Below are 24,912 nucleotides of genomic sequence, written 5' to 3'. Positions count from 1 at the left end.
GCGCCCGGACGCCCGTCGCACCGCCCGGGCCTGCGAGACTGGGCAGATGGGCAACCCGTACGCGCCGCCGGAGCAGCCGGCGGCGCAGCAGCAGCACGCGCCGGTCGACGGCGCACCGCAGGACGTCGATCCCCGCCAGGCACCCGCCGGTGCGCCGGCCGGTCCCCCGCCCCCCGCGGACGGGCCGCCCGGCCCGGCGCCGCGCGAGCCCGACGCCGAGGGCGTCGTCCGCGCCCACCGGTGGGCGACGGGTGCCGCGGCAGCTCTGCTCGTCTCCGTGCTGACGCTGTCGTCCCCGTACCCGTGGGCGCTGGGCGCCACCCCGTTCGCCGTGCTCGCGCTGGCGTGCGCGATCGTGGCCGTCGTCCACGCGGGGCGCTCGCGCGCGCGGGCGTCGGTGGTGGTGATGGCGACGGTGCTCGTGGTCGCGTCGTTGGGGTGGACGGCCGTCGCCGCGCAGTCGCTGCTGTTCACGCCGGCACTGCGCGAGCACGCGCAGTGCCAGGAGCGGGCGCTCACGCAGCAGGCGCAGCGCACGTGCGACGCGGACCTGCGCCGCGACCTCGAGGAGCTCACACGCTCCCTGCTGCCGTCGGTCCCGCAGGGCTGACGGGCGAAGCACCGGCGGGCGCAGGGCCCGTGGTCGCAGCGCCGGGGCCCGCCTCGCGCGCCCCGGCACCGGGACGCAGCCGCGCCCGCACGCCGGCACGCACGAACGGGTCGGTAGGCACGGCGACGACGAGCGCGCCGAGCGTGCACCCGGCCCCGGCGAGCAGGCCCACGAGCCATGCGGTGGCGCCGACCTCGGCCATGCGCCCCGGGCCTGCCGAGCCCGACGCCGCGCCGACGAGGGCGCCGACGAGCAGCCCGGACGTCCCGCCGAGCGCCAGCAGCCGCAGCCAGACCCCGCGGGGCCGCGCGGGCGCGGCGGCCCGGCGCATCGCCAGCCCGGCGAGCGCCCCGACCGCGGGCAGCAGCGCGGGGGCCACGAGCAGGAGCCCCCCGGAGACGTGCGGCGACGGCAGCGCCCCCAGGAGCGGGACCGCCGGCAGCGGGCCGGCGACGACCTCCGCCGGGGAGAACACGGTGCCGGCACCCACGGCGAACCCGGGGCCCGCGAGCCACGCGACGCACCACAGGACGAGGTTCGGCAGGACCGCCAGCTCGGCGACCGCGAGGACCGCGCCGCCGACGGCGTCGAGCCCGAGGCCGTCGACGACGTCGCCGACGGTCGCCCGGCCCGCGACGACCCACACGGCGGTCAGGGCGGCGCCTGCGGCGACCAGCCCGGCGGCCGCGAGCACCCCCGCGCGCGCGCCGGCGAGGACGTCCGTGCCGACGCGGGCGCGCACGGGGGCGAGCAGCGCGGCGGGCGTCGGCGCGCCCGGGCGCCGCAGCAGACCGGCACCGAGCCCGACCCCTCCGACGACGAGGCCGCCGACGAGCGCACGGAGCAGATCCGCGCCGCCGGCGCCGGCGACGAGCCCCACGAGGACCGTGAGCAGCGCGTACGTGCCGACCGCCCCCGCCGTCCCGGAGCGGGACGGCACCCCCGAGCGGCGCGACGACGACCAGGCCGTCCACAGCGCGAGGGCGGTCACCCCCAGCGGGACCAGGGTGATCGTCGCGCCGCCGACGTCCAGCGGGACCCCGTGGCCGAGCAGCCAGAGCCCGGCGGCGACCACCACGGCCCGGGTCCAGCCCACGTCCGCGTTGGACGGGTCTGCCGACGTCGCGACGAACGCCGCGACCGCGGGCACCGCGAGAGCGGCCAGGGAGAGCGTCACGGCCTGCAGCGCGGTGAGCGCACCCGTCGCCCAGCGGGGTGCGCCGTCGACCGCGGAGTCGAAGAACGCGGGGCGGCGCTCGTCGGACAGCACGCGCCGGGTCGCGGTGCGGGGCACGGGACCTGTCGAGGGAGGCACGCCCCCCATGCTCCCTGCTCGCGGGGGCGCGCGTGGCCAGGTCGGGCGGCGCGTCGGGTCCGGTGCGGCCCGGGGTGCGCCGCGGTCAGCCGGCGGCGGGCTCGAGCGAGCGTCCCACGAGGCGGGCGTAGGCGCCGTCGCGGGCGAGCAGCTCCTCGTGGGTGCCCTGCTCGACGACGCGGCCGCCGTCGAGGACGACGACGAGGTCCGCGGCGCGCACGGTCTCGAGCCGGTGCGCGACCTGCAGCACGGTGCGCCCCTCGCCGAGGGCGTCGAACGCGGCCTGCAGGGACGCCTGCGTGGCGGCGTCGAGCTGGCTGGTCGCCTCGTCGAGCACCACCACGGGGGCGTCGCGGAGCACGGCCTGCGCCACGGCGACCCGCTGGCGCTGCCCGCCCGACAGCCGCGCCCCGCGCTCCCCGATCGGGGTGTCGTAGCCGCGGGGCAGCCCGGCCACGACGTCGGTGAGCTGTGCGACCGCGCAGGCCGCGTCGAGGGCGGCGTCGTCCGCGTCGGGGCGGGCCAGCAGCAGGTTGCTGCGCAGCGTGCCGGCGAACAGGTGCGGGCGCTGCGGCACGAGCGCGACCTGACGGCGCAGGTCGTCGAGCGTGAGGTCCCGCACGTCGACGCCGTCGAGGAGCACCGCACCGGCGTCGGGGTCGTGGTAGCGCAGCAGCAGGTGGGCGAGCGTGGACTTGCCGGCACCGGACGCGCCGACGAGCGCGACGGTCGACCCGGCCGGGACGTCGAGGTCGACGTCGACGACCGCAGGCGCCGCCCCGCCCGGTGCGGCACCGTCGTCCGCCCGCGGCGGGTACGTGAACGTCAGGCCGGCGAACCGCACCGCACGCCCCCCGGCAGCGGCCGGCAGCGAGACGGGCTCCGCCGGGTCGGAGGTCGCGGGCGGGGCGTCGGTGATCTCGAACACGCGGCGCGCGGACGCGAAGGCCTGGTCGAGGTCGGCGACCACCTCCTCCACGGCGAGCACCGCCGGGGTCGTGGCGAGCACGACGGCGACCGAGACGACGAGGGCTCCCCAGGTGATGGTCCCGGCCGCGACGAGGGGCGCCCCGACGGCGAGGACCGCCAGCAGCACGCCCGGCACGAGCACGCCCGCGACGGCGCGGCGGGCGGCGACCTGCCGCGCGGTCGTGCGCTGCGCGGCGTCGACGTCGGCACCGACGGCGTCGAGCCCGGCCAGCCGGCGCCCGCCCGCGTCGAACGCGAGGACCTCGCGGACGCCCTGGACGGTGTCCGTCACGTGCTGCGCGAGCCCGCCCTTGCCGGCACGGAGGCGGGCTGCCGCCTCGGCGGTGCGCCCCCGGCCCCAGCGCGGGACGACGACCCCGGCCACCAGCCAGGCGACGAGCGCCGGCGCGGCGACGAGCGGGTGCACGCCCACGGCGAGGGCGACGAGCACCACGGCGGGCGTGAGCACCGCAGCCACGGCCGGCACCAGCGTGTGCGCGAAGAACACCTCGACACGGTCGATGTCCCGGGTGACGCGCGAGAGCAGGTCACCCGTGCGGCGGCCCTCGACGGCCGCCGGTGCCTGCGGTTCGAGCCTCGTGAAGAAGTGCACCCGCAGGATCGCGAGCGCCGCGAACGCCACCGTGTGCCCGCTGAGCTGCTCCAGGTAGCGCAGCACACCCTTGACCAGGGCGAGCGCGACCAGGGTCGCGACCGTGCGACCGACCGGGACGGGCGGCCCGCCGGCAGCGGCGTCGACCGCCAGCACGACGCCGTGCACGGCGACCGCGAGGATCGCGACCGACGCGAGCTGGGCGAGGAGCCGGCACACGAGGGACGCGGCCAGCGGTGGCAGGACGGGACGGGCCAGCCGCAGCAGGCGGCGGGCGTCGTCGGCGCGGCTCGTCCCGGCCGGGGCGGGCCAGGACGACGCGGGCCGGGACGACGCGGCGCGGCCGGCGGAGGTGGTGGCGGGTGCCGCGCTCACGCGGTCACCTCCTCACGGGTGGTGGGTGCGGCCGGGTCGCCCGGCGGGTCGTCCCGGTCGGCCTGGACGTGGACGTCGGTCCCTGCGGGCCTCAGGCGCCCGTCCTCGAGCACCACGAGGCGCGCGCCCGGCGGCACGGCGGTGGACCGGTGCGTGATCGTCAGCACGGTCCGGCCGCGGGTCACCCGGCCGAGCGCCTCGACCACGAGCCGCTCGGAAGCCAGGTCGATCTGGGCGGTGGGCTCGTCGAGCACCAGGAGCGGGGCGTCGCGCAGCACGGCGCGGGCGATCGCCAGGCGCTGGGCCTGCCCACCGGACAGCGACAGCCCGCGCTCCCCCACCGGGGTCGCCAGCCCGAGCGGCATCGCCCGGACGTCGGCGGCGAGCGCAGCGGTCTCGAGCGCGTCCCACAGCCGCTCGTCGGTGGCGTCCGGGTCGGCCAGGCGCAGGTTGTCCGCGAGGGTCCCGGTGAACAGGTAGGTCTGCTGCGCGACGACCGCCACGAGGCCCCGCGTGCGGTGCAGCGGCATCGCGTCGGTCGCGGCTCCGCCGAGCCGGACCGTCCCGGCGCTCGGCAGCAGGACGCCGCCGAGCAGGTCGACGAGGGTCGACTTGCCGGCACCGGAGCGGCCGAGCAGGACGACGTGCTCCCCCGGCTCGATGCGCAGGTCGACGCCGTGCAGCACCGCCGTGCCGTCGGGGTAGGTGAGGCCGACCTGGGCGAGCTCGACGGCGATCCCGTCCGGCGTGCGCTCCGGGGTGGGGCCGCCGTCGGCGGGGGCCGGGTCGCGCACGAGCGCCTCCTGCGCGACGAACGCGTCGACCTCCCGCTGGGCCGCGCGGCCGCTGAGCCCGAGGTAGAAGAACTGCCCGATCCGGTCGAGCGGGTCGAGCAGCAGCGTGCCGAGCAGGACGAGCGCGACCCCCTCGCCGGGCGTCAGGACCCCGACGGCGACCCGAGTGGTCGCGAGCCACGCCGCGAGCGCGACGAACCCGAGCCAGAACACCGAGTCGGCGACGAGGATGACGACCTGGTTGCCCGCGAGGAGCTTCATCACGGAGCGGCGCAGCTCCTCGGACGTCGCGGCGAGCCGGCGCGCGCGACGCTCGCCCGCGCCGAGCAGGCGCAGCGTCGTCAGGCCCTGGATCGCGTCGAGGAACGCCCCGGCGGTGCGGCGCGCCGTCATCCGGTACTCGGTGGACGAGCCGCGGAACAGCCGCTGGAAGCCGCCGACGGCGAGCGGCACGAACGGCACGGCGAGCGCCAGCAGCGCGGCCGAGAGCGGGTCCAGGACGACCGCCACGAGGACGAGCACCACGACCGGCACGGTGACCGAGGCGAACGTCGGGGCCAGGAAGGTGCCGCGGTAGGTGCCCACCCGCTCGGCGGCGTCGGTGGCGGTGGACACCACGCGCCCGGTGCGCTCCCGGGCACCCTGGGCCGTGCCGAGGTCGAGCACCTGGGCGACGACGGCGTGCCGGACGGCGCCCTCCGTGCGCGCGGCGTGGTCGCTGCTGCGCACGACGGTCCAGGCGGAGGCGAGCCCGGCGACGAGGGCACCGGCGGCGCCGAGCGCCCAGGTCCCGGCACCGGTGGTCCGGCCGGCGAGGACGTCGTCGGCGACGCGTCCGACGACGAGGAAGGCGCACGCGAGCCCGAGCGACCCGAGCCACGAGACGAGCACGGTTCCGGCGAGCGTGGCGCGGTCACGAGCGACCGAGTTCATGAGGTAAACCTTACCTAAGTGCCGGCGCGGGAGGGGGCAGGACCAAGGTCGCACGTCCGGGGCCCGACCACCTCCCGGACGACCGCGGACCCGGCCGCTGGGGGCAGCCGGGTCCGCGGGGTCGAGCAGGGGCGGCACGCCGCCCGGACGAGGTCAGGCGGTGAGGAGCTCCCGCGCGAGGGCCGCGGTCTCGGACGGCGTCTTGCCGACCTTCACGCCGGCGGCCTCGAGGGCCTCCTTCTTGGCCTGCGCGGTGCCCGACGAGCCCGACACGATCGCCCCCGCGTGCCCCATCGTCTTGCCCTCGGGCGCCGTGAAGCCGGCCACGTACCCGACGACCGGCTTGGTGACGTGCTCGCGGATGTACGCCGCCGCACGCTCCTCGGCGTCGCCGCCGATCTCGCCGATCATCACGATGACCTCGGTCTCCGGGTCCGCCTCGAACGCGGCGAGCGCGTCGATGTGCGTCGTGCCGATGATCGGGTCGCCGCCGATGCCGATGGCCGTCGAGAACCCGAAGTCCCGCAGCTCGTACATCATCTGGTAGGTCAGCGTGCCCGACTTCGACACCAGGCCGACCCGGCCGGGGCCCGTGATGTCAGCGGGGATGATGCCGACGTTCGACTTGCCGGGGCTGATCAGGCCGGGGCAGTTCGGGCCGATCAGGCGCACACCCTGGGCCTGCGCGTAGCTGAAGAACTCCGCCGTGTCGGCCACCGGGACACCCTCGGTGATGATCACGACGAGCGGCATGCCGGCGTCGACGGCCTCGACGACCGCGGCCTTGGTGAACGCGGGCGGCACGAAGACGACCGACACGTCGGCACCCGTCTTCTCCATCGCCTCGGCGACCGAGCCGAACACGGGCACGTCCACCGTCTCCTCGGGCGCCCCCGAGCCTGCGGGGAACGTCACGGACGTCCCCGCCTTGCGCGGGTTCACGCCGCCGACGACGTTCGTGCCGGACGCGAGCATCCGGGTGGTGTGCTTCTGGCCCTCCGCCCCGGTCATGCCCTGGACGATGACCTTGGACTCCTCGGTGAGGAAGATCGCCATGGTGGTCTCTGCTTCTCTCGTGTCGTCGGGTCGGTCAGCGGGCCGCGTGCGCGAGGGCGGCCGCCGTGTCGGCGCCGCCGTCCATCGTGTCGGCCAGCGTCACCAGCGGGTGCGCGGCCTCGGCGAGGATGCGCCGGCCCTCGAGCACGTTGTTGCCGTCCAGCCGCACGACGAGCGGCTTGGAGGCCTCGTCGCCGAGGATCTCCAGGGCCGCGACGATGCCGTTGGCCACCGCGTCGCAGGCGGTGATGCCGCCGAAGACGTTGACCAGCACGGACTTGACCTGCGGGTCCGTGAGGATGATGTCGAGCCCGGCCGCCATGACCTCGGCGGACGCGCCGCCGCCGATGTCGAGGAAGTTGGCCGGGCGCACCCCGCCGTGCGCCTCCCCGGCGTACGCGACCACGTCGAGCGTGCTCATGACGAGCCCGGCGCCGTTGCCGATGATGCCGACCTCGCCGTCGAGCTTGACGTAGTTGAGGTCCTTCTCCTTGGCGCGGGCCTCCAGCGGGTCCGCGGCCTGCGCGTCCTCGAGGGCCGCGTGGTCGGCGTGCCGGAAGCCCGCGTTCGCGTCGAGCGTGACCTTGCCGTCGAGCGCGACGACGTCGCCCTCCTCGGTCAGCACGAGCGGGTTGACCTCGACGAGCGTCGCGTCCTCCTCGCGGTAGACGTCCCACAGCTTCTGCAGCACGGCGGCGACCTTCGGGGCCAGCTCGGCCGGGAACCCGGCGGCCGCGACGATCTCGTCGGCCTTCGCCGCGTCGATGCCAGTCCGCGGGTCGACCGCGACGCGCGCGAGGGCCTCGGGGCGCTCGACGGCGAGCTGCTCGATCTCCATGCCGCCCTCGACCGAGCACATCGCCAGGTAGCGACGCTCGGCGCGGTCGAGCAGGAGGGAGAAGTAGAACTCCTGGGCGATCCGGGCCCCCGCGGCGATCATCACGCGGTGGACCGTGTGGCCCTTGATGTCCATGCCGAGGATCTCGCCGGCCTTCTCGGCCGCCTCGTCGGCGGACCGGGCGATCTTCACGCCACCCGCCTTGCCGCGCCCGCCGGTCTTCACCTGCGCCTTGACGACCACGACGCCGCCCTCGGCCGGCAGCAGCTGCTGCGCCGCGGCACGGGCCTCGTCGGGGGTCGTGGCGACGATGCCGCCCAGCACGGGTACGCCGTGCTTCTCGAACAGGTCACGTGCCTGGTACTCGAACAGGTCCACCTGGTCCGGTTTCCTCTCCTCGACCGCATGCTGCCGACGGCCCGGTGCGGCCGCGTCGCCGCGCACGATCGTATCCCCGGGACCGAGGTTCCTTGACATCGACAGAATGTGGCCCGGGTCACCCGTCGGCCGGGGTCGGCTACCGTGCGCGCGTGACCAGCACCCGGGACGTCGTGCTCCGGCACGTCGCCGACCTCGTCCCCTCCCCCGTCGTCCTGGGCCGGCCGGTGCGCGTCGCGGTCGACGGGGTCGACGGCGCCGGCAAGACCACCCTTGCCGACGACCTGGCCGCCGTGCTCCGCGCCCGCGGCGCCTCCGTGGTCCGTGCCTCCGTCGACGGGTTCCACCACCCCCGCGCGGTCCGGCACCGGCGCGGGGGCACCAGCCCCGAGGGCTTCTTCCACGACTCCTACGACCTCGGCACGTTCCGGACCGTGCTCCTCGACCCGCTCGCCGCCGACCACGCCGGGCCGCGGCGCGTCCGCACCGCCGTGCACGACCTCGCGACCGACGCCGATCCCGGACTGCCCTGGCTGGACGTCGACGAGGACGCCGCGCTCGTCGTCGACGGGATCTTCCTCCAGCGCGACGAGCTCGCCGGGGCGTGGGACCTGGCCGTGTGGGTCGACGCCCCGTTCGAGGTGACCTTCGCACGCATGGCGGTCCGCGACGGCTGCCCGCCCGACCCCGCCGACCCGGCCAACGCCCGCTACGTCGAGGGGCAGCGGCTCTACCTGCGCGCCTGCGACCCCGTCGGCCGCGCGGACGTCGTCGTCGACAACGCCGACCCCGCGCATCCCGTGGTGCGGCGGCCCGACGGCGCGGGAGCTTCCGGCCGCCCGACCGGGTCCTAGAGCTTGGTCACCGGCGAGTAGCGCAGCAGCAGCCGCTTGGTGCCGTTCGAGCCGAAGTCGACCTTGGCGACGGAGTTCTGCCCCGACCCCTCGAGCGAGACGACCGTGCCGAGCCCGTACGAGTCGTGGGTGACCTTCTCCCCTACCTGCAGGTCCGGCACGGCGCCGGACGGGCGGGGGGTCGCCGACCCGAACGACGCACCGGTGCGCGGCAGGGGTGCGCGGGTCTCCGCGCGCGTCCCGCCGTCGCGGCTCCCGCCGGACGTGCCGCGCCCGGCGCTGCCGAACCCGGAGCCCCAGCCGCCGCGCAGCCGCGACGTCGAGGACTCCCGACGGCGCCAGTCGACGAGGTCGGTGGGCAGGTCGTCGAGGAACCGGCTCGGCGGCAGCTCGTTCGGCACGCCCCAGGCGGTCCGCAGCGCGGCCCGCGAGACGTAGAGCCGCTCACGGGCGCGCGTGAGACCGACGTACGCGAGCCGGCGCTCCTCCGCGAGCTGGTCGGTGTCGGCCAGCGACCGCATGTGCGGGAACGTGCCGTCCTCCATGCCCGTGAGGAACACGACCGGGAACTCCAGGCCCTTGGCCGTGTGCAGGGTCATGAGCGTCACGACCCCGGGGTCCTGCACGGGCGCGCCGTCGCCCGCACCGTCGGGCACCGGGATCTGGTCGGAGTCCGCGACGAGCGAGACGCGCTCGAGGAAGTCGGTGAGGTCGCCCTCGGGGTCCGACTGCTCGAACTCCGCGGCGACGGCGTGCAGCTCGGCGAGGTTCTCCACCCGGGAGCCGTCCTGCGGGTCCTCGCTGGCACGCAGCTCGGCGAGGTAGCCGCTGCGGTCGAGCACGGCACCGAGCACCTGGGCGGGGCCGGCGCCGGACGCAGCCAGGTCGCGCAGCTCGTCCAGCATGCCCGCGAACGCGCGCAGCCCCGTCACCGCCCGCGTGCCGAGGCCGGGGACCTCGTCGAGCCGGACCAGCGCGGCCCCGAACGAGACGCGCTCGCGCTCGGCGAACGCGGCGACCATCTGCTCCGAGCGCTCGCCCAGCCCACGCTTGGGCACGTTGAGGATGCGCCGGGTGCTCACGTCGTCGTCGGGGTTCGCGACGGCCCGCAGGTAGGCGATCGCGTCCTTGATCTCCTTGCGCTCGTAGAAGCGCGTGCCGCCGACGACCTTGTACGGCAGGCCGACGCGCACGAGCACCTCCTCCAGCGCGCGGGACTGGGCGTTGGCCCGGTAGAAGATCGCCACGTCGCCGGGCCGCACGCCGTCGCTGTCGCCGAGCCGGTCGATCTCCTCGGCGACGAAGCGCGCCTCCTGGTGCTCGTCGTCGGCCACGTAGGCGACGATCTGCGCACCCGCGCCGGAGTCCGTCCACAGCCGCTTGGCCCGCCGTCCGGAGTTCTTGCTGATGACGGCGTTGGCGGCCGACAGGATCGTCTGCGTCGACCGGTAGTTCTGCTCCAGCAGGATCGTGCGCGCGTCGGGGTAGTCGGCCTCGAACTCGAGGATGTTGCGGATGTTCGCGCCCCGGAACGCGTAGATCGACTGGTCGGCGTCGCCGACCACGGTGAGCTCGCCGCGGCCCACGGACCCCTCGACCACCTCCGCGTCCGACCCGTCGGGCCCGCCCACGCCGACGAGCTCGCGCACGAGCACGTACTGGGCGTGGTTGGTGTCCTGGTACTCGTCGACCAGCACGTGGCGGAACCGGCGCCGGTAGTGCTCGGCGACCTGCGGGAAGCCCTGCAGCAGGTGGACCGTGCTCATGATGAGGTCGTCGAAGTCCAGCGCGTGCGCCTGCCGCAGCCGCTGCTGGTACCGCGTGTAGACCTGCGCCAGGACGGTGTCGAACTCGTGCGCCGGGCCGCCACCGTGCGTGCGCGCGTAGTCCTCGTGGTCGACCAGCTCGTCCTTGAGGGCGGAGATCCGGTGGCCGAGGGCCTTGGCGGGGTACTTCTTGGGGTCGAGCTCGAGCTCGCGCGCCACGAGCGTGAGCAGGCGCTGGGAGTCGGCCTGGTCGTAGATGGAGAAGCTCGTGCGCAGCCCGAGCGTCGCGGCCTCGCGGCGCAGGATGCGCACGCACGCCGAGTGGAACGTCGAGACCCACATGCGCTGCGCGGACGGCCCCACGAGGGCCTCGACGCGCTCGCGCATCTCCGCGGCGGCCTTGTTGGTGAACGTGATCGCGAGGACCTCGCCCGCGCGGGCCCGGTGGGTGGCCAGCAGGTACGCGATGCGGTGCGTGAGCACCCGCGTCTTGCCCGAGCCGGCCCCGGCCACGATGAGCAGCGGGCCGCCCGCGTGCAGCACGGCCTCGCGCTGCTCCGGGTTGAGACCGTCGAGGAGCGCGTCGGCGCGGGCGGCCTCCCGCTCCGCCCGGTCGGCGGCCCGGGGGTCGTCGTCGTCCCGCCGGGGCGGCACGACCAGCGGGAGCCCGGAGGACTCCCCGGCGTGCGACCGGGCGACCGCGGCTCGCGCGTCGGGGGTCGCCGACGGGCCCGCGGTGCGCGGCACCACGCCCCCGGGCACGGCTGCGGCAGGGACGGGGAGGTCGAGGCTCTCGAACAGCGACGTCATGGCGGACCCAGCCTAGGCGCCCCCACCGACACCCCGTGCCGCGCGCACGCACCCGGCACGGGGACGGGCGTCAGCGCCAGAGGACGGCGATCGCGACGTTCAGCGCCGTCAGGCCGGCCACCCCGCCGAGGTAGCCGGAGGTGACCACCTCGGGGCGCCGGCGGGCGACCACGACGAGGCCGGTGACGACGAGCGCGACGACGAGCTTGACCGCGACCTTGACGTTGTTCGGCTCGTGCCCGGCCACGCCGGAGGAGGCGAGCCCGACCAGCAGGATGCCCGTGACCAGGGCGGTCAGGACGCCGTGGAAGGCCCCGGGGGTGAGGGTGGCGGTGCGCAGGCCCGCGAGGGCGCCGCCGAGCACCATCGCCCAGCCGATGAGGTGCAGCACGACCAGGACGCCGTAGACGATCTCCATGCGGCCCATCGTAGACGTGCTGACACCTTGTCACTTCCCCTGGGCGGCGATGCCGGCGTGGTGCGCGTCACGCCCGGCCGGGACCAGGACGGCACCCCGCCTCAGAGCAGGCGCCGGGCCGCCGCCCACCGCGTCAGCTCGTGCCGGTTCGACAGCTGCAGCTTGCGCAGCACCGCCGACACGTGGGTCTCCACCGTCTTGACGGAGATGAACAGCTCGGACGCGACCTCGCGGTACGTGTAGCCCCGCGCGATCAGCCGCATCACCTCGCGCTCGCGCGCCGAGAGCCGGTCGAGCTCGTCGTCGCCCGTCGCCACGTCGCCCGCCGCCGCGCCGAACGCGTCGAGCACGAAGCCCGCCAGCCGGGGCGAGAACACCGCGTCACCCCCGGCGACGCGCACCACGGCGGCCGAGAGCTGGGTCGGGTCGATCGCCTTCGTGACGTAGCCGCGCGCACCCACCCGGATCACCGCCACGACGTCCTCGGCCGCGTCCGACACCGACAGCGCGAGGAACCGCGTGCCAGGCAGGTCCTGGCAGCGGCGGACCACCTCCGCCCCCCCGCCGCCGTCACCGCCGGGCAGGTGCACGTCGAGCAGCACCACCGGCGGGGCCAGCGCGTGCACGACCTGCACCGCCTCGTCCACCGACGCCGCCTCGCCGACGACCCGGACCCGCGCGTCCAGCGAGGCCCGCACGCCGGTGCGGAACATGTGGTGGTCGTCGACCAGCACCACGTCCACCGGTCCCCCGGCGGGCACCGCCTCGCCCGGTCCCGTCCCCGTCGCGCTCATGCCCCGTGCTCCTCGTCCGTCGTCCACGACCCCTGCCCGTCCTGCGCCCGTGCGTCGCCCACCGGCATCGCCAGCGCCACCTCCGTGCCGCGCTCCGGGCTGCTCGTCACGCGGGCCGTGCCGCCGCGACGGCGCACCCGGCCCATGATCGACTCCCGGACGCCGAAGCGGTCGGGGCCCACCTCGTCGAGGTCGAACCCGTCGCCGCGGTCCCGGACGAACACCTCGACGACGTCCGGGCCCGCCTCCAGGTACACCGACACGGGCGGGCGGCCGTGCACGACCGCGTTGACCAGGGCCTCCCGCGCCGCCTGCAGCAGGGCCAGCGTGTCCTCGTCGGGCGCCCGGTCGCCGACCACGACGAGGTCCACCGCGACGGGCTCCCCGCCCGGGCCCGAGCGGGAGTCCTCGACCTCCGCGACCACGGCCCGCAGGTCCGCGGCCACCGACGTGCCCGGCGCGCGCCGGTCGTCGTACATCCACTCGCGCAGCTCGCGCTCCTGCGCGCGCGCCATCCGCGCCACGTCCGCGGCGTCGTCGGCCCGTGCCCGGATCAGCGCGAGGGTCTGCAGCACCGAGTCGTGCAGGTGCGCCGCGATGTCGGCGCGCTCGGCCTCGCGCGCGCGGGCCGCCCGCTCGTCGCCGAGCTCACGGACCAGGCGCACCCACCACGGCGCGAGCACCAGGCCCACCCCCAGCAGCACCGCCAGCCCCGCGACCGCCGACTGCGCCAGCAGGGCCGGCTCGACACCGCGGCCCACGCCCTCGCCGACGAGCAGCACCACCCCCGCCGACGCGAGCAGCACACCGCCGGTGAGCCGCAGCACGCTGACCCGCCGCCCGTCGCCACGCCCGTGCTGGACCGCGTCGAGCTGCGACCAGGCCAGGCCCACGCCGACGAGCAGCACCAGCACGGGCAGCGCCCAGCGGCCCGCCGGCTCGACCCCCAGGCGCATCGCCACGAGGACGGCCGCCGCGACGACCAGCAGCCCGCCCAGCGCGAGGTCCGCGACCGGCAGCCGCCGGCCCGCCGGCAGCAGGGGCTCCCCCGGCTGCCGGCGCGCCAGACGCTGCAGCGCGCTGGGCCGGGACGCCGTCGCCGTGGCCGCGGGGTCGCCCTCCGGCACCGTGACCCACCAGAACACGTACACGGCCAGGCCCAGCCCGGCGAACGGCACGAGCGCGAGGAGCACGACCCGCACGAGAGGCACCGGCACGTCCAGGTGCGCGCCCAGACCGGCCGCGACGCCGCCGAGCAGCCGGCCGCGCTCGGGCCGGCGCAGGGGCAGGCGCGCGGCGGGCGTGCGTGCGGCAGGTGCGGTGGTCACGCCCTGATCGAAGCACGTCACGGGCCCGCTGCGGCGCGGTCGCCGGCAGGACCAGGGTGGACGTCGGGGTCCGGCCCGGGGTCCGACCCCGGCGGACCAGGGTCGGGTCAGGGCCCGTCCCCGATGCCGGCGCGCACCCGCCGGGCCCAGGATCGAGCCATGGACACGCAGAGCCCCGCCGGCGCCGCCGGCACCCCCGGGCACGGACCCGGGCCGCAGACCGCCCGACCGCCCTACGGCACCCCGCCGGGCGCCCCGCCCCCGCAGGAGAACGCGTTCTGGGCCGGCGTGCGCCGCACGGGCCTGGTCCGCACGCAGGACCGCTGGATCGGCGGCGTCGCCGGTGGCGTCGCCGCACGGCTGGGCGTCGACCCGCTGCTCGTGCGCGGCCTGATCGCCGTGTCGTTCCTGCTCGGCGGCCTCGGCCTCGTGCTGTACGGCGTCGCCTGGGCGCTGCTGCCCGAGCAGGCCGACGGGCGCATCCACCTCGAGGAGCTCGGCGCCGGCCGCAGCGACGTCGCCCTGCTCGGCGCCCTCGCGTTCCTCGTCGTCGGGCTGGCCCGCGGCGACGGGTGGTGGTGGTTCTGGGACGGCGAGGGCTGGTTCACCGGCCTGCTGTGGCTCGGGTTCCTCGTCGGCGTCGGCGCGCTCGTCGTGACCGCGGTGCGACGTCGCCCCGGCACGCCGACGCCTCCGCCCGGCGGCCCGTACCCGGCGCCCGCCGCCGGGGCGGTCCCCGTCCCCGGTCCGGCTCCCGCCGCCGGCGCCGCCTGGGGCGCGACGGCTCCTGCCGGCCCCGCCGCCACCGTGCCGCTGCCGCCCGTCGCGGCACCCGGCGCGCCGGTGCCGCCGGTCGGCCCGCCGCCCCCGCCGCCGTACGGCTACGCGCCCTACGGGTCGCCGCCGCCCGCACCGCGGCCGCCGGCGCCGCCCCGTCCCCCGCGCCCGCCGCGCAACGGCGCGGACGCCGCCACCGTCGGCGCCGTCGTCGGTCTGAGCGCCCTGGGCCTGGCTGCGCTGCTGCTCGCCGAGCGCGCCGACGTCTGGTCCGGGTCGGTGTGGCTCACCACGGGCGGCATCGCCCTGGTGATCGCCGGCCTCGGCATCGTCACCCTCGGCCTGCGGGGACGCAGCAGCGGGTTCGTCGGGTTCCTCGCGATCGCCGGCGCCCTGGTCTGGGTGCCGTCGGCGCTGGTGGCGCAGGTCGACTCCGAGTGGTGGACGTCCGACGACGGCCCGGTCACGTCGGACGAGCGGGTCTTCACGTCGCGGGAGGACGCCGCGCAGGGCGTCAGCGTGGGCATGGGCAGCTCGCGGGTCGACCTCACGGCCGTCCCGCTCGACGAGGACGAGCCGCTGCAGGTGCCCGTGGACCTGGGCGCCGGCGAGCTGGTCGTCGTCGTCCCGGCCGACGCCGCGGTCAGCGCCGACGTGACCGTCGGGGCGGGCTCCCTCAGCTGGGAGCTCGACGGGCAGACGCTCCGGCACGAGGGCGTCGCGCTCGACGGGCTGCAGCTGGACGACGAGGCCGTGCAGTCGGGCAGCGCCGCGCAGATCGTCCTCACCGTGGACGTGGGCGCCGGCGAGATCCGGATCATCGAGGAGGACGCAGCATGAGCACCGACGACACCCGCCCCCTGCCCCCGCTCGCCGCCGGGACACCCGCCCCCGCGGCGGCCACGGACGGCCCCGACGCACCGGCCACCACGACGCCGGCGGACCGCACGGGCACGTCGGACGCCGCGGCCACGGCCGGCACCACCCCCGACGGCGACGCCACGACACCCGCCACCGTCGGGCCCCGGCGCCGCCGGGTCCGGGTCGGCACCGTCGTCTGGGGCGTGATCGTCGCCGTCGTCGGCGCCGGTGTCCTCGCCGTCGCCGCGGGCTACACGATCGATGTCCAGCTCGCCGCGATCGGGCTGCTCGTCGCGGCCGGTCTCGGGATGATCGTCGGCCCCCTGGTGGCCGCCGGTCGGCGCGACCGCCGGTGAACGGACCCCGGCGGGCGCCCGCCGGGAGCACGACGCGAGGGCCGGCACCCGTGACGGGTGCCGGCCCTCGCGCGGCGTGCGGCTCGACGGAGCCGCGGTCGGCGGCCCGTGAGGGGGAAGAGCCGGTCAGACCTTCGCCAGCTCCGGAGCGGCGGCCGAGGTCTCGACCGTCGCGGCCACGCGGCGCAGGGTCTCGCCGACGATGATGAAGACGACGCCGAGGCCGAAGACCAGCAGCGCGACACCGAACGCGACGACGGACGTGAAGAGCGAAGCCCGCAGGAACGAGCCGTTCATCATCGTCTCGCGGACCGGGTCCTCACGGTCCAGCTCGGAGTACGTCAGGCCGCCCGAGGCCTCCAGGGCGTGGTGGTTGATGATGTCGGCCTGCGCCCACGCCTCCCACGGCGTGTCGACCGTCGCGCCGGCGAACGCCGCCGCGTCCTCGGACACGACGATCTTCTCCGAGGCGAGGTTGCTCGACACCGCGATCCAGGTCCCGGTACCGGCGACCGCGAAGATCGCGCCGAAGACCATGACGACGATGGCCAGGATCTTGATGTGCTGCGGCTTGCTGACTGCGTTCGACATGTCGTTCTCCCCGATCCTTCTGGTGCCCCCACGGACTCGGGCCCGCATCGGTGCGACCCCGACGAGCCATCGGCTCATGTCTCACAGCGTCCACGCAGGTCGAGCGTATCCAGTGGGACCCAGGTCCCGCAGGACGGGGCGGGGCGGGGCGGGCCCGGCCCCGGCGGCCCCGACGGGGGACCTAGGGCCCGGGGCGGGGCCGCGACCTCAGGCGGGACGACCCACGAGGGCGCCGGCGCGCGCGTACTGGGCCTGCGCGGCGTCGAGCACGTCGGCCCAGCCGAACGGCGGGCGCACCGCCCGGTTGTGCGCCAGCAGCCGGGACCGCAGGTCGGCGTCCTGCGCGAGCCGGACCAGCGCGTCCGACATGCCGCCGTCGTCGTCGACGAGGAGCCCGTCGACGCCGTCGGTGACGAACTCCGCGATGCCGGTCCCCCGGTGCGCGACCACGGCCAGGCCGGCCGTGCGGGCCTCGAGGGCCGCGATGCCGAACGCCTCGAGGTGCGCGGGGGCGACGAACACGTCGGCGTGCGCGTACAGGTCCCGCAGCCGGTCGCGCGCCACGCGGCCGTGCAGGTGCACGGCGTCGCCGAGACCGCGGTCGCGGACCCGGGCCTGCACCGCGTCGCGCACGGGACCGTCGCCGACGACCTCCAGCCGCAGCGCGCCCGCGGGCAGGCGGCCCGCGGCCGAGGCCACCGCGTCGACCAGGGGCACCGCGCGCTTGCGGGGCGCCAGACGCATGGTCGAGACCACGCGCAGCGGCCCGTCGTGCACCGCGGGCGCACCCGTCGGCGCCCACGCGTCGAGGTCCAGCCCGTTGGGGACGACGTCGACGGGGGCGTCGAACACGGCGCGGACCCGGGCGGCCGCGGCGGCGCTGACGGCACTCAGCGCGACGGGCGCCGTCCGCCAGCGCGTCGCGCGCACGAGCCGGCGGAGCACGTCGACGGTGCCGTCGAGCATGCAGTGCCAGGTGATGGCGGTGGGCAGCCGGGCGCCGAGCGCGATCCGGGCGCCGTCGTACGCGAACGGCGAGAGCACGCCGGCGTGCACGTGCACCGCGTCGGGGCGCAGGTCCGCCAGCGCGGCCCGGAGCAGCCGGGGCCCGGCGAGCGGGTTGACGGGAAGGTCGAACGGCAGGCGCGCACCCAGCCGGTGCACGTGGACGCCCCGGTCGACGTCGACGACGCCGCCGCGCTCCCCGCCCTCGCCGAGCGTGGCGGTGAGCACGTGGACGTCGTGCCCGGCGCGCACCTGGTGGTGCGCGAGGTCCGCGACCTGCGACTCGATCCCCCCGGTCCGGGGCGCGTAGCAGTCGGAGACGTGGACGATGCGCACGCGCGCCAGGCTAACCGGCGGCGGAGCCCGCGCCCGCGTCGCCCGCCGGGATCGTGGCCTGCACGGCGTCGACCCGGGCCTGCGCGTCGGCGTGCACGCGCCGCTCCAGCACGAACGACATCACCGGCACCACGCCCGCGAGCGCGAGGGTGACCAGGCGGCCGACCTTCCAGCGCAGCGTCGACCACAGGTCGAACACGGTGACGAGGTACACGACGTAGATCCACCCGTGCGCGAACGCGATCCACGCCCCGAGCACGGGGTTCGGGTGACCCTCGGCGTCGACACCGTTGAGCCGAAGGAGGTACTTCAGCACCATCTCGACGCACAGCAGCACCAGCATCGACCCGGTGATCCACGCCATGACGCGGTACCGGGTCAGGGCGCCGCGGGCGCGGCGGGCCCACGCGGCCGGGTCGGGGGCGGTGCTCGCGGTGGTCACTCGGGTCCTCTCGTCGGGCGGTCGGGTCGCGGGCGTGCCGCGGTCACTCCCACTCGATCGTGCCCGGCGGCTTGCTCGTGACGTCGAGGACGACCCGGTTGACCTCGGGCACCTCGTTCGTGATGCGGGTCGAGATGACCTGCAGGACGTCGTAGGGCAGGCGCGTCCAGTCGGCGGTCATCGCGTCCTCGCTGGAGACGGGGCGCAGCACGACGGGGTGTCCGTAGGTGCGCCCGTCGCCCTGGACGCCCACGGAGCGCACGTCGGCGAGCAGCACCACGGGGCACTGCCAGATCTCGCGGTCCAGACCGGCGCGGGTGAGCTCCTCGCGGGCGATGGCGTCCGCCGCGCGCAGCGTGTCGAGGCGCTCGGCGGTCACCTCGCCGACGATCCGGATGCCCAGCCCCGGGCCGGGGAACGGCTGGCGCCAGACGATCGCCTCGGGCACGCCGAGCTCGAGGCCGACCGCGCGGACCTCGTCCTTGAAGAGCGTGCGCAGCGGCTCGACGAGCGCGAACTGCAGGTCGTCGGGCAGGCCGCCAACGTTGTGGTGGGACTTGATGTTGGCGGCGCCCTCGCCGCCGCCGGACTCGACGACGTCGGGGTAGAGGGTGCCCTGCACGAGGAACTCCACGGACTCGCCGTGCGCCCCGGCCTCGGCCACGACCTCGCGCGCGGCGTCCTCGAACACGCGGATGAACTCGCGGCCGATGATCTTGCGCTTCGTCTCGGGGTCGGACACGCCGGCGAGCGCGGTGAGGAACCGCTCGCGCGCGTCGACGACCTTGAGCTGCACGCCCGTGCTGGCGACGAAGTCCTTCTCGACCTGCTCGGCCTCGCCGGACCGTAGCAGCCCGTGGTCGACGAACACGCAGGTGAGCTGGTCGCCGACGGCCCGCTGGACGAGCGCGGCGGCGACCGACGAGTCGACGCCGCCGGACAGCCCGCAGATCACGCGCGCGTCGCCGACCTGGGCCCGGATGCGCTCGACCTGCTCGGCGACGACGTTGCCGGGGTTCCAGTCGGGGGCCAGGCCCGCGCCCTCGTAGAGGAAGTTCTCCAGGGCCTTCTGCCCGAGCGGGGAGTGCTTGACCTCCGGGTGCCACTGCACGCCGTACAGGCGCCGCTCGCGGTCCTCGAACGCGGCGACCGGGCTGCCGGCGCTGGTCGCGAGCACCTCGAACCCGGCGGGCGCGGCGTGCACGGCGTCGCCGTGGCTCATCCAGACCGTCTGCTGCGCGGGGCTGCCCGCGAGCACCGTGCCGGCCGCGGTGACCTCGACGGCCGTCCCGCCGTACTCGCGCTGGCCGGTCTGGGCGACGGTGCCGCCGAGGGCCTGCGCCATGGCCTGGAAGCCGTAGCAGATCCCGAGCACCGGGACCCCGGCCTCGAACAGCTCGGGCCCGACGAAGGGCGCACCGTCGGCGTAGACCGACGAGGGCCCGCCGGACAGGATGATCGCGGCGGGGTCCTTGGCGAGGAGGTCGGCGACCGAGGCCGTGTGCGGCACGATCTCGGAGTACACGTTCGCCTCGCGCACGCGGCGCGCGATGAGCTGGGCGTACTGGGCGCCGAAGTCGACGACGAGGACCGGCCGGTGGGACGTGGCGGGCTCGGGGGTCTGCGTCACGGCGCCCAGCCTAGTGGCCGTCCGGGGCGACCCGGGGCGGGCGGCGGCGGTGCCGCCGGGCGCGCCGGCACCGTGCGGGGCGGTCAGGACCGCGGCGGCGGCGCGTATTTCCCTGGGGGCTGTGGGTGGGCGGTCGTACCGTGGACGCTCGTGCGACAGCTCCCCCTGGCCGATCCCGGCACCCCGCCCCTGCGCGGCCCGCTCACCTACCTGTGGTGGCTGGCCCGTCGGCAGTGGGGCATCCTGCTCGGCGCCGTGACCTGCGGCGTCGTCATGTTCGCGTGCCAGGCGTTCCTGCCGTACCTCACCGGGCGCGCGATCGACGACGGCCTGGAGCGGGGCTTCGGCCCGGACCTGTTCCGCGCCGCCGGCATGCTCCTCGTGCTGGGCCTCGTCAGCGCCGCGGCCTCCGCGGTCGGGCACCGGTACGACGTGGCGAACTGGCTGCGTGCGGCATTCACCACGTCCCAGCTCGTGGGCCGCACGACCGCTCGCTCGGGCGCAGCGATCACGGCGGAGCTGCCGACCGGCGAGGTGGTCTCGGCGGTCGCGAACGACGCGCTGCGGGTCGGGGAGGTCTACGCCCAGCTCGCCCGCTTCGTCGGGTCGCTCGTGGCGTACGGGGCCGTCGCGGTGCTCATGCTGCAGGTCTCGGTGCCGCTGGGCGTCGTCGTCCTCGTCGGGCTGCCGACGGTGGCCCTCGCGCTCGGCCTGCTGGTCAGGCCGCTGCAGCGCCGTCAGGTCGCCCAGCGCGAGGCGTCGGGGCGCCTGACGACCCTCGGGGCGGACACCGTCTCGGGCCTGCGGATCCTGCGCGGCATCGGGGGCGAGCAGGTGTTCACCGGTCGCTACCGCGAGCAGTCGCAGGTGGTCCGGCGCAAGGGTGAGGACGTCGCCGTGACGCAGTCCTGGCTGGACGCGCTGCAGGTGCTGCTGCCGGGCATGTTCGTGGTGGCGCTGGTGTGGCTGGGCGCGCACATGGCCCTGGACGGCACGATCACGCCGGGGCAGCTCGTGACGACCTACGGCTACGCGGCGTTCCTGGCCTGGCCGGTGCAGAACGCGACGATGATGCTGCAGGCCACGACGCGCGCGGTGGTCGGGGCGCGCAAGGTGCTCGCGGTGCTGCGGGTCGTCCCCTCCACGGGGGCGCGCGCCGGCACGGCCGCGGCTCCCCCGGTCGGCGCCGTGCTCGTCGACGAGGTCAGCGGCGTCGTGCTGGAGCCGGGCCGCGTCGTGGCGCTGGTCAGCGACGACCCGGACGAGACCGCCGCGATCGCGACCCGGCTGGGTCGGTTCGACGACGAGGCGGAGGCGGCGACGCCCGTGCGCTTCGGGGACGTGCTGCTCGCCGACCTGCCCAAGGACGTCGTCCGCGAGCGGATCGTCGTCGCGGAGGCCACGCCGCACCTGTTCTCCGGCACCCTGCGCAGCGGCCTCGACGTGCGCGGGACCACCGCGGAGGAGGACCTGCTCGCGGCGGTGCACCTCGCCGACGCGCACGACGTGCTCGACTCGGTGCCCGACGGGCTCGACGGCGAGCTGCCGGAGAAGGGCCGGTCGCTGTCCGGCGGCCAGCGGCAGCGGGTGGCGCTCGCGCGCGCGCTGCTGACGGGGGCCGAGGTGCTGGTGCTGGTCGAGCCGACCAGCGCGGTCGACGCCCACACGGAGGCCCGGATCGCGGCCCGCCTGGCCGACGCCCGGCGCGGTCGGACGACCCTCGTGGTCACCGCGAGCCCCCTGGTGCTCGACCACGTCGACGAGGTGCAGCTGGTGCAGGACGGCACGCTCCTGGCGCGCGGCACCCACGCGGGGCTGCTCGACGGCGAGGCGGGGCCCGGCGTCGCGCGCACCTACCGGCGCGTCGTCGGGCGCCGGATGGACGACGACCGGCCCGTCGAGGGCGCCTTCGACGCCGACGGGCCGGACGAGGAGTGGCGCGACCGCGCGCTCCTGGCGGACGGTGCACCGGCCCGGTCCGGGGCCCGCGACGAGAGCACGGGAGGTGCGGCATGAGCACGGCCACGACGCTGCCGATCGCGGACAGCGCGACGGCACGGCGCTACGCGGGCCGGCTGCTGCGCCGGCACCGACGGCCGCTGGCCCGGGTCGCGGCGCTGCACACCCTGGCCGCGGTCGCGGGGCTCGCCGGGCCGTGGCTGCTCGGCCGTCTCGTCGACGCCATCACCACGGGCACGGACGCCCGCACGGTCAACACGTACATCGGTGTCGGCGTGGTCGCGGTGCTGTCGCAGACCGGGCTCATCCGGTACGCGCAGCGCGCGTCCATGCTGTTCGGCGAGAAGGTCTTCGCCGAGCTGCGCGAGGAGTTCGTCGAGACCGTGACCGCGCTGCCGCTGTCGACCGTCGAGCGCGCGGGCACGGGCGACCTGGTGGCCCGCACGACCAACGACGTGAACAAGCTGCAGCACGCGGTGCGCTTCGGCGTGCCCCGCGTGATCGTGGCCGTGGTGACGATCACGCTGACCGTGACGGCGTCGGTGCTGCTGTCGCCGCTCGTGGCGGTCGCGCTGTTCGTCGGCGTCCCGACCATGCTGCTCGTGGTCCGCTGGTACCTGCGGCGCGCGACGCCGGCGTACGAGCGCGAGGCCGCGACGTACGCCGTGCTCAACGGCACGATCACGGAGACCGTCGAGGGGGCGCGGACCGTCGACGCCCTCGGCCTCGCGCGCCGACGGACCGAACGGATCGACGCCGACCTCGCCGACGCGTTCGACGCCGAGCGCCGCACGCTCGACCTGCGGACCGTGCTGTTCCCCGCCGTCGACCTGGCGTTCGTGCTGGCGCCCGTGGCGGTACTCGTGTGGGGCGGCTACCTGGCCACGCAGGGGCAGGTCACGCTCGGGGTGGTCACGACCATCGTGCTGTACGCGTACCAGGTGACCGGCCCCGTCTGGGAGCTGATCTTCTGGGTGGACGAGATCCAGGTGGCGGCGACAGCGCTGGCCCGCATCGTCGGCGTCGGCCTGGTCGACGCCGACCGCACCGCCACCGGCGAGCGCCCCGCCGACGACCGCGTCAGCGCGCGCGACCTGCGGTACGCGTACCGCGAGGGTCACGACGTGCTGCACGGCATCGACCTCGACCTCGCCCCGGGCGAGCGGCTGGCCGTCGTCGGCCCCTCGGGTGCGGGCAAGTCGACCCTCGGCCGCATGCTCGCCGGCATCCACCCGCCCACGGGCGGCACCGTCACGGTCGGCGGCGTCCCGCTGGTCGACCTGCCGCTGGACGAGCTGCGCGGCCAGGTCGCGCTCGTCACGCAGGAGCACCACGTCTTCGTCGGCTCGCTCGCGGACAACCTGCGCCTGGCGCGCGTCGAGGCCACCGAGGCCGACCTGGAGCGGGCGCTGCGGGCCGTCGACGCGTGGGACTGGGTCGAGGCGCTCCCGCAGGGGCTGGCCACGGAGGTCGGCTCGGGCGGTGCACCGCTGACCCCGGCGCAGGCGCAGCAGGTCGCGCTGGCCCGGCTCGTGCTGCTCGACCCGCACACGCTGGTGCTCGACGAGGCCACGTCCCTGCTCGACCCGCGCGCGGCCCGGCACCTCGAGCGGTCCCTGTCCGCGGTGCTGGCCGGACGCACGGTCGTGGCGATCGCGCACCGTCTGCACACGGCGCACGACGCCGACCGGGTGGCGGTCGTCGACGGCGGGCGGATCAGCGAGATCGGACCGCACGAGGACCTCGTCGCCGCGGGCGGGGAGTACGCCGCCCTGTGGCGGTCCTGGCAGCACGAGTCCGCCTGACCGGACGGCACGGCCGGTCAGGCGGACACGGTCGATCAGGCGGACACGGTCGATCAGGCGGACACGGTCGGACGGGCGGTGCCCCGGCCGTCGTCCCGGTCGGTGCTCGTGGCCGGGTCCGGGTCCGGGTCCGGGGCGCCGTCCGGGTCGGGGCCGGCGGCGGGTGCGTCGCCGGGCAGCGCGACGGGTCCCGCCGCCTCGTCACGGACGAGGCGCACCCACAGGGCGACGGCGAACGCACCGAAGATCCACCACTGCGCCGCGTAGGCGAGGTTCTGCACGTTGAGCCCGGTCCCGGCGCGGGTCGGGGGGTCCAGGGGCTCGAGCTGCGCCGCGTCGGCAGGGTCGGCGGACTGGAGCACGAGGTACCCGGTGAGCAGACGCCCGCCCCACGTCGCAGCGAGCTGCGCGGGGCTGATCGCGTCGGTGCTCCCGTCGACGACGGGGGTCCCGGCCTCCTCCCCCGCCTGCAGCCAGCCGACCACGCGCACCTCGCCGCCCGGCGCGGGCGGGATCTCCGCGCCGGCGTCGAGCCAGCCGCGCACGACCGGCAGGACGACCTCGCCGTCGGGACCGTCCACGTGCAGCGGTGCGACCACGAGGACGCCGTCCGTCGACCCGTCGTGGGCCCGACCCGTGACGAGCAGCTGCCCGGCCACGTCGTAGGTGCCGGTCGCCTCGACCTTGCGCGCGACCATGTCACCGGTGAACGACGCCCCGGCGGGCAGCACCGCGGCCAGGTCCTCGGGCGGGGCGTCGGCGATCTGGGCCAGGCGACGCTCCTCGGCGGACGCGCCCCGGATCTCGGCCCGCTCGAGCTGCCAGACGCCCAGCCGGGCGCACACCGCTGCAGCGGCGAGGAGGACCACGAGCAGGCCGAGCATGCGCGGGCGCAGCGCCGCGCGCCACCAGGAGGTCTGGGCCACGTCCCACGGTAACCCGCGCGCGGCGGGCTCCGGACGTGTCCGGTCCCACACCGTCCGCGGCCGGGTGCGCGGGTCGGCCGGGCGTAGTCTGGCGTCGCGGCGGCACCGCTCGTGACCTGCACGGGAGCACGCGGTGGCCACGGCACGACCTGCGACGGCGCGGACCGGCACGACGACGCGGCAGGTCCGGGCCCCGCCCGTTCGTCCGACGGTCACCGACGCTCCTCCGGGCCCCTCCTGCGGGGCCGGACCACGTGGGGTTTCATGACATGTGGCCAGGAGCACAGGTCGGCTGGGTCGGACGTCCTCGTCGACGGCCGTGGCCTCACGGAAGGCTGGGTGCGCACCCGGCGGCGTCGCGAGCGAACGGAGC

Annotated in this window: 20 protein-coding genes; 6 read left to right on the top strand and 14 right to left on the bottom strand. The window is 76.4% G+C overall.

All coding sequences use genetic code 11. From position 1 onward, the window contains the following. Positions 1 to 46: 46 nt before the first annotated feature. Positions 47 to 610: a hypothetical protein gene (locus FBY24_RS12720; protein WP_142161056.1), complete on the top strand. Its 564-nt coding sequence runs from the start codon at positions 47 to 49 to the stop codon at positions 608 to 610. Here FBY24_RS12720 and FBY24_RS12715 read toward each other — a convergent pair. From FBY24_RS12715 to sucC, 5 genes are all read right to left on the bottom strand, one after another. Then, positions 573 to 1,934: a DUF6350 family protein gene (locus tag FBY24_RS12715; protein WP_222117246.1), complete on the bottom strand. Its 1,362-nt coding sequence runs from the start codon at positions 1,932 to 1,934 to the stop codon at positions 573 to 575. The two genes, FBY24_RS12720 and FBY24_RS12715, sit on opposite strands and share 38 nt — an antisense overlap. A 76-nt stretch (positions 1,935 to 2,010) precedes the next feature. Beyond that, positions 2,011 to 3,882, bottom strand: coding sequence for a thiol reductant ABC exporter subunit CydC (gene cydC / locus FBY24_RS12710; protein ID WP_142161054.1), 1,872 nt, complete (start codon positions 3,880 to 3,882; stop codon positions 2,011 to 2,013). Then, entirely contained in the window at positions 3,879 to 5,609 is a 1,731-nt protein-coding gene (locus FBY24_RS12705) for an ABC transporter ATP-binding protein (protein WP_142161052.1), read from the bottom strand. Before FBY24_RS12705 ends, cydC begins: the two co-directional genes overlap by 4 nt. 153 nt (positions 5,610 to 5,762) lie before the next feature. Next, entirely contained in the window at positions 5,763 to 6,665 is a 903-nt protein-coding gene (sucD, locus tag FBY24_RS12700) for a succinate--CoA ligase subunit alpha (RefSeq protein ID WP_140457228.1), read from the bottom strand. 34 nt (positions 6,666 to 6,699) lie between these two features. Further along, complete coding sequence (gene sucC, locus FBY24_RS12695; RefSeq protein WP_142161050.1) at positions 6,700 to 7,881, bottom strand: ADP-forming succinate--CoA ligase subunit beta; 1,182 nt, start codon at positions 7,879 to 7,881, stop codon at positions 6,700 to 6,702. Between the two features lie 152 nt (positions 7,882 to 8,033). On the opposite strand from sucC, the gene FBY24_RS12690 reads away from it, so the two are divergent. Then, positions 8,034 to 8,735, top strand: a complete 702-nt coding sequence (locus FBY24_RS12690; protein WP_142161048.1) for a uridine kinase — start codon at positions 8,034 to 8,036, stop codon at positions 8,733 to 8,735. Here FBY24_RS12690 and pcrA read toward each other — a convergent pair. The 4 genes from pcrA to FBY24_RS12670 all read right to left on the bottom strand — a co-directional run bounded on the left by pcrA (position 8,732) and on the right by FBY24_RS12670 (position 13,851). Beyond that, positions 8,732 to 11,311 (bottom strand): DNA helicase PcrA, encoded by a 2,580-nt coding sequence (pcrA, locus tag FBY24_RS12685; RefSeq protein WP_174243492.1) that lies wholly within the window; start codon positions 11,309 to 11,311, stop codon positions 8,732 to 8,734. The genes FBY24_RS12690 and pcrA overlap by 4 nt on opposite strands. A 70-nt stretch (positions 11,312 to 11,381) precedes the next feature. Next, positions 11,382 to 11,729 (bottom strand): hypothetical protein, encoded by a 348-nt coding sequence (locus FBY24_RS12680; RefSeq protein WP_142161046.1) that lies wholly within the window; start codon positions 11,727 to 11,729, stop codon positions 11,382 to 11,384. A 101-nt stretch (positions 11,730 to 11,830) separates the two neighbouring features. After that, positions 11,831 to 12,523, bottom strand: a complete 693-nt coding sequence (locus FBY24_RS12675; protein ID WP_142161044.1) for a response regulator transcription factor — start codon at positions 12,521 to 12,523, stop codon at positions 11,831 to 11,833. Next, positions 12,520 to 13,851 carry an ATP-binding protein gene (locus FBY24_RS12670; protein WP_142161042.1) on the bottom strand — a complete coding sequence of 444 codons (1,332 nt, stop codon included), beginning with the start codon at positions 13,849 to 13,851 and terminating at the stop codon, positions 12,520 to 12,522. The genes FBY24_RS12675 and FBY24_RS12670 overlap by 4 nt, the downstream gene beginning before the upstream one ends. A 159-nt stretch (positions 13,852 to 14,010) precedes the next feature. Between FBY24_RS12670 and FBY24_RS12665 the strand changes: the two genes are divergently transcribed. Continuing rightward, positions 14,011 to 15,468 carry a PspC domain-containing protein gene (locus tag FBY24_RS12665; protein ID WP_160158502.1) on the top strand — a complete coding sequence of 486 codons (1,458 nt, stop codon included), beginning with the start codon at positions 14,011 to 14,013 and terminating at the stop codon, positions 15,466 to 15,468. Further along, positions 15,465 to 15,845: a hypothetical protein gene (locus tag FBY24_RS12660; protein ID WP_142161038.1), complete on the top strand. Its 381-nt coding sequence runs from the start codon at positions 15,465 to 15,467 to the stop codon at positions 15,843 to 15,845. The genes FBY24_RS12665 and FBY24_RS12660 overlap by 4 nt, the downstream gene beginning before the upstream one ends. A gap of 126 nt (positions 15,846 to 15,971) precedes the next feature. Here the strand turns inward: FBY24_RS12660 and FBY24_RS12655 are convergent, their stop codons facing one another. The 4 genes from FBY24_RS12655 to guaA all read right to left on the bottom strand — a co-directional run bounded on the left by FBY24_RS12655 (position 15,972) and on the right by guaA (position 19,849). Further along, positions 15,972 to 16,436 (bottom strand): aromatic ring-opening dioxygenase LigA, encoded by a 465-nt coding sequence (locus FBY24_RS12655; RefSeq protein WP_142161036.1) that lies wholly within the window; start codon positions 16,434 to 16,436, stop codon positions 15,972 to 15,974. A 207-nt stretch (positions 16,437 to 16,643) separates the two neighbouring features. Continuing rightward, positions 16,644 to 17,777, bottom strand: a complete 1,134-nt coding sequence (locus tag FBY24_RS12650) for a glycosyltransferase family 4 protein (protein WP_142161035.1) — start codon at positions 17,775 to 17,777, stop codon at positions 16,644 to 16,646. A 10-nt stretch (positions 17,778 to 17,787) separates the two neighbouring features. Next, positions 17,788 to 18,219, bottom strand: a complete 432-nt coding sequence (locus tag FBY24_RS12645) for a DUF3817 domain-containing protein (protein ID WP_255432378.1) — start codon at positions 18,217 to 18,219, stop codon at positions 17,788 to 17,790. Between the two features lie 43 nt (positions 18,220 to 18,262). Next, positions 18,263 to 19,849, bottom strand: coding sequence for a glutamine-hydrolyzing GMP synthase (guaA, locus tag FBY24_RS12640; protein ID WP_142161033.1), 1,587 nt, complete (start codon positions 19,847 to 19,849; stop codon positions 18,263 to 18,265). Positions 19,850 to 19,999: 150 nt separating this feature from the next. Here guaA and FBY24_RS12635 point away from each other — a divergent pair, with 150 nt between their 5' ends. After that, complete coding sequence (locus FBY24_RS12635) at positions 20,000 to 21,865, top strand: ABC transporter ATP-binding protein (protein ID WP_142161031.1); 1,866 nt, start codon at positions 20,000 to 20,002, stop codon at positions 21,863 to 21,865. Beyond that, positions 21,862 to 23,613, top strand: a complete 1,752-nt coding sequence (locus tag FBY24_RS12630) for an ABC transporter ATP-binding protein (protein ID WP_142161029.1) — start codon at positions 21,862 to 21,864, stop codon at positions 23,611 to 23,613. The genes FBY24_RS12635 and FBY24_RS12630 overlap by 4 nt, the downstream gene beginning before the upstream one ends. A gap of 53 nt (positions 23,614 to 23,666) precedes the next feature. On the opposite strand, the gene FBY24_RS12625 is transcribed toward FBY24_RS12630, so the two are convergent. Further along, positions 23,667 to 24,539: an SURF1 family protein gene (locus FBY24_RS12625; RefSeq protein WP_255432377.1), complete on the bottom strand. Its 873-nt coding sequence runs from the start codon at positions 24,537 to 24,539 to the stop codon at positions 23,667 to 23,669. Positions 24,540 to 24,912: the final 373 nt, after the last annotated feature.

The sequence above is a fragment of the Cellulomonas sp. SLBN-39 genome, assembly GCF_006715865.1.
Classification (GTDB): Bacteria; Actinomycetota; Actinomycetes; order Actinomycetales; family Cellulomonadaceae; genus Cellulomonas.
This window is presented reverse-complemented; position numbering and strand designations above follow the sequence as displayed.

Coding starts and splice junctions, on each gene's coding strand:
- FBY24_RS12720 (WP_142161056.1), top strand. CDS start 47: ATGGGCAACCCGTACGCGCCGCCGGAGCAGCCGGCGGCGCAGCAGCAG.
- FBY24_RS12715 (WP_222117246.1), bottom strand. CDS start 1,934: ATGGGGGGCGTGCCTCCCTCGACAGGTCCCGTGCCCCGCACCGCGACC.
- FBY24_RS12705 (WP_142161052.1), bottom strand. CDS start 5,609: ATGAACTCGGTCGCTCGTGACCGCGCCACGCTCGCCGGAACCGTGCTC.
- sucD (WP_140457228.1), bottom strand. CDS start 6,665: ATGGCGATCTTCCTCACCGAGGAGTCCAAGGTCATCGTCCAGGGCATG.
- pcrA (WP_174243492.1), bottom strand. CDS start 11,311: ATGACGTCGCTGTTCGAGAGCCTCGACCTCCCCGTCCCTGCCGCAGCC.
- FBY24_RS12680 (WP_142161046.1), bottom strand. CDS start 11,729: ATGGAGATCGTCTACGGCGTCCTGGTCGTGCTGCACCTCATCGGCTGG.
- FBY24_RS12675 (WP_142161044.1), bottom strand. CDS start 12,523: ATGAGCGCGACGGGGACGGGACCGGGCGAGGCGGTGCCCGCCGGGGGA.
- FBY24_RS12665 (WP_160158502.1), top strand. CDS start 14,011: ATGGACACGCAGAGCCCCGCCGGCGCCGCCGGCACCCCCGGGCACGGA.
- FBY24_RS12660 (WP_142161038.1), top strand. CDS start 15,465: ATGAGCACCGACGACACCCGCCCCCTGCCCCCGCTCGCCGCCGGGACA.
- FBY24_RS12655 (WP_142161036.1), bottom strand. CDS start 16,436: ATGTCGAACGCAGTCAGCAAGCCGCAGCACATCAAGATCCTGGCCATC.
- FBY24_RS12630 (WP_142161029.1), top strand. CDS start 21,862: ATGAGCACGGCCACGACGCTGCCGATCGCGGACAGCGCGACGGCACGG.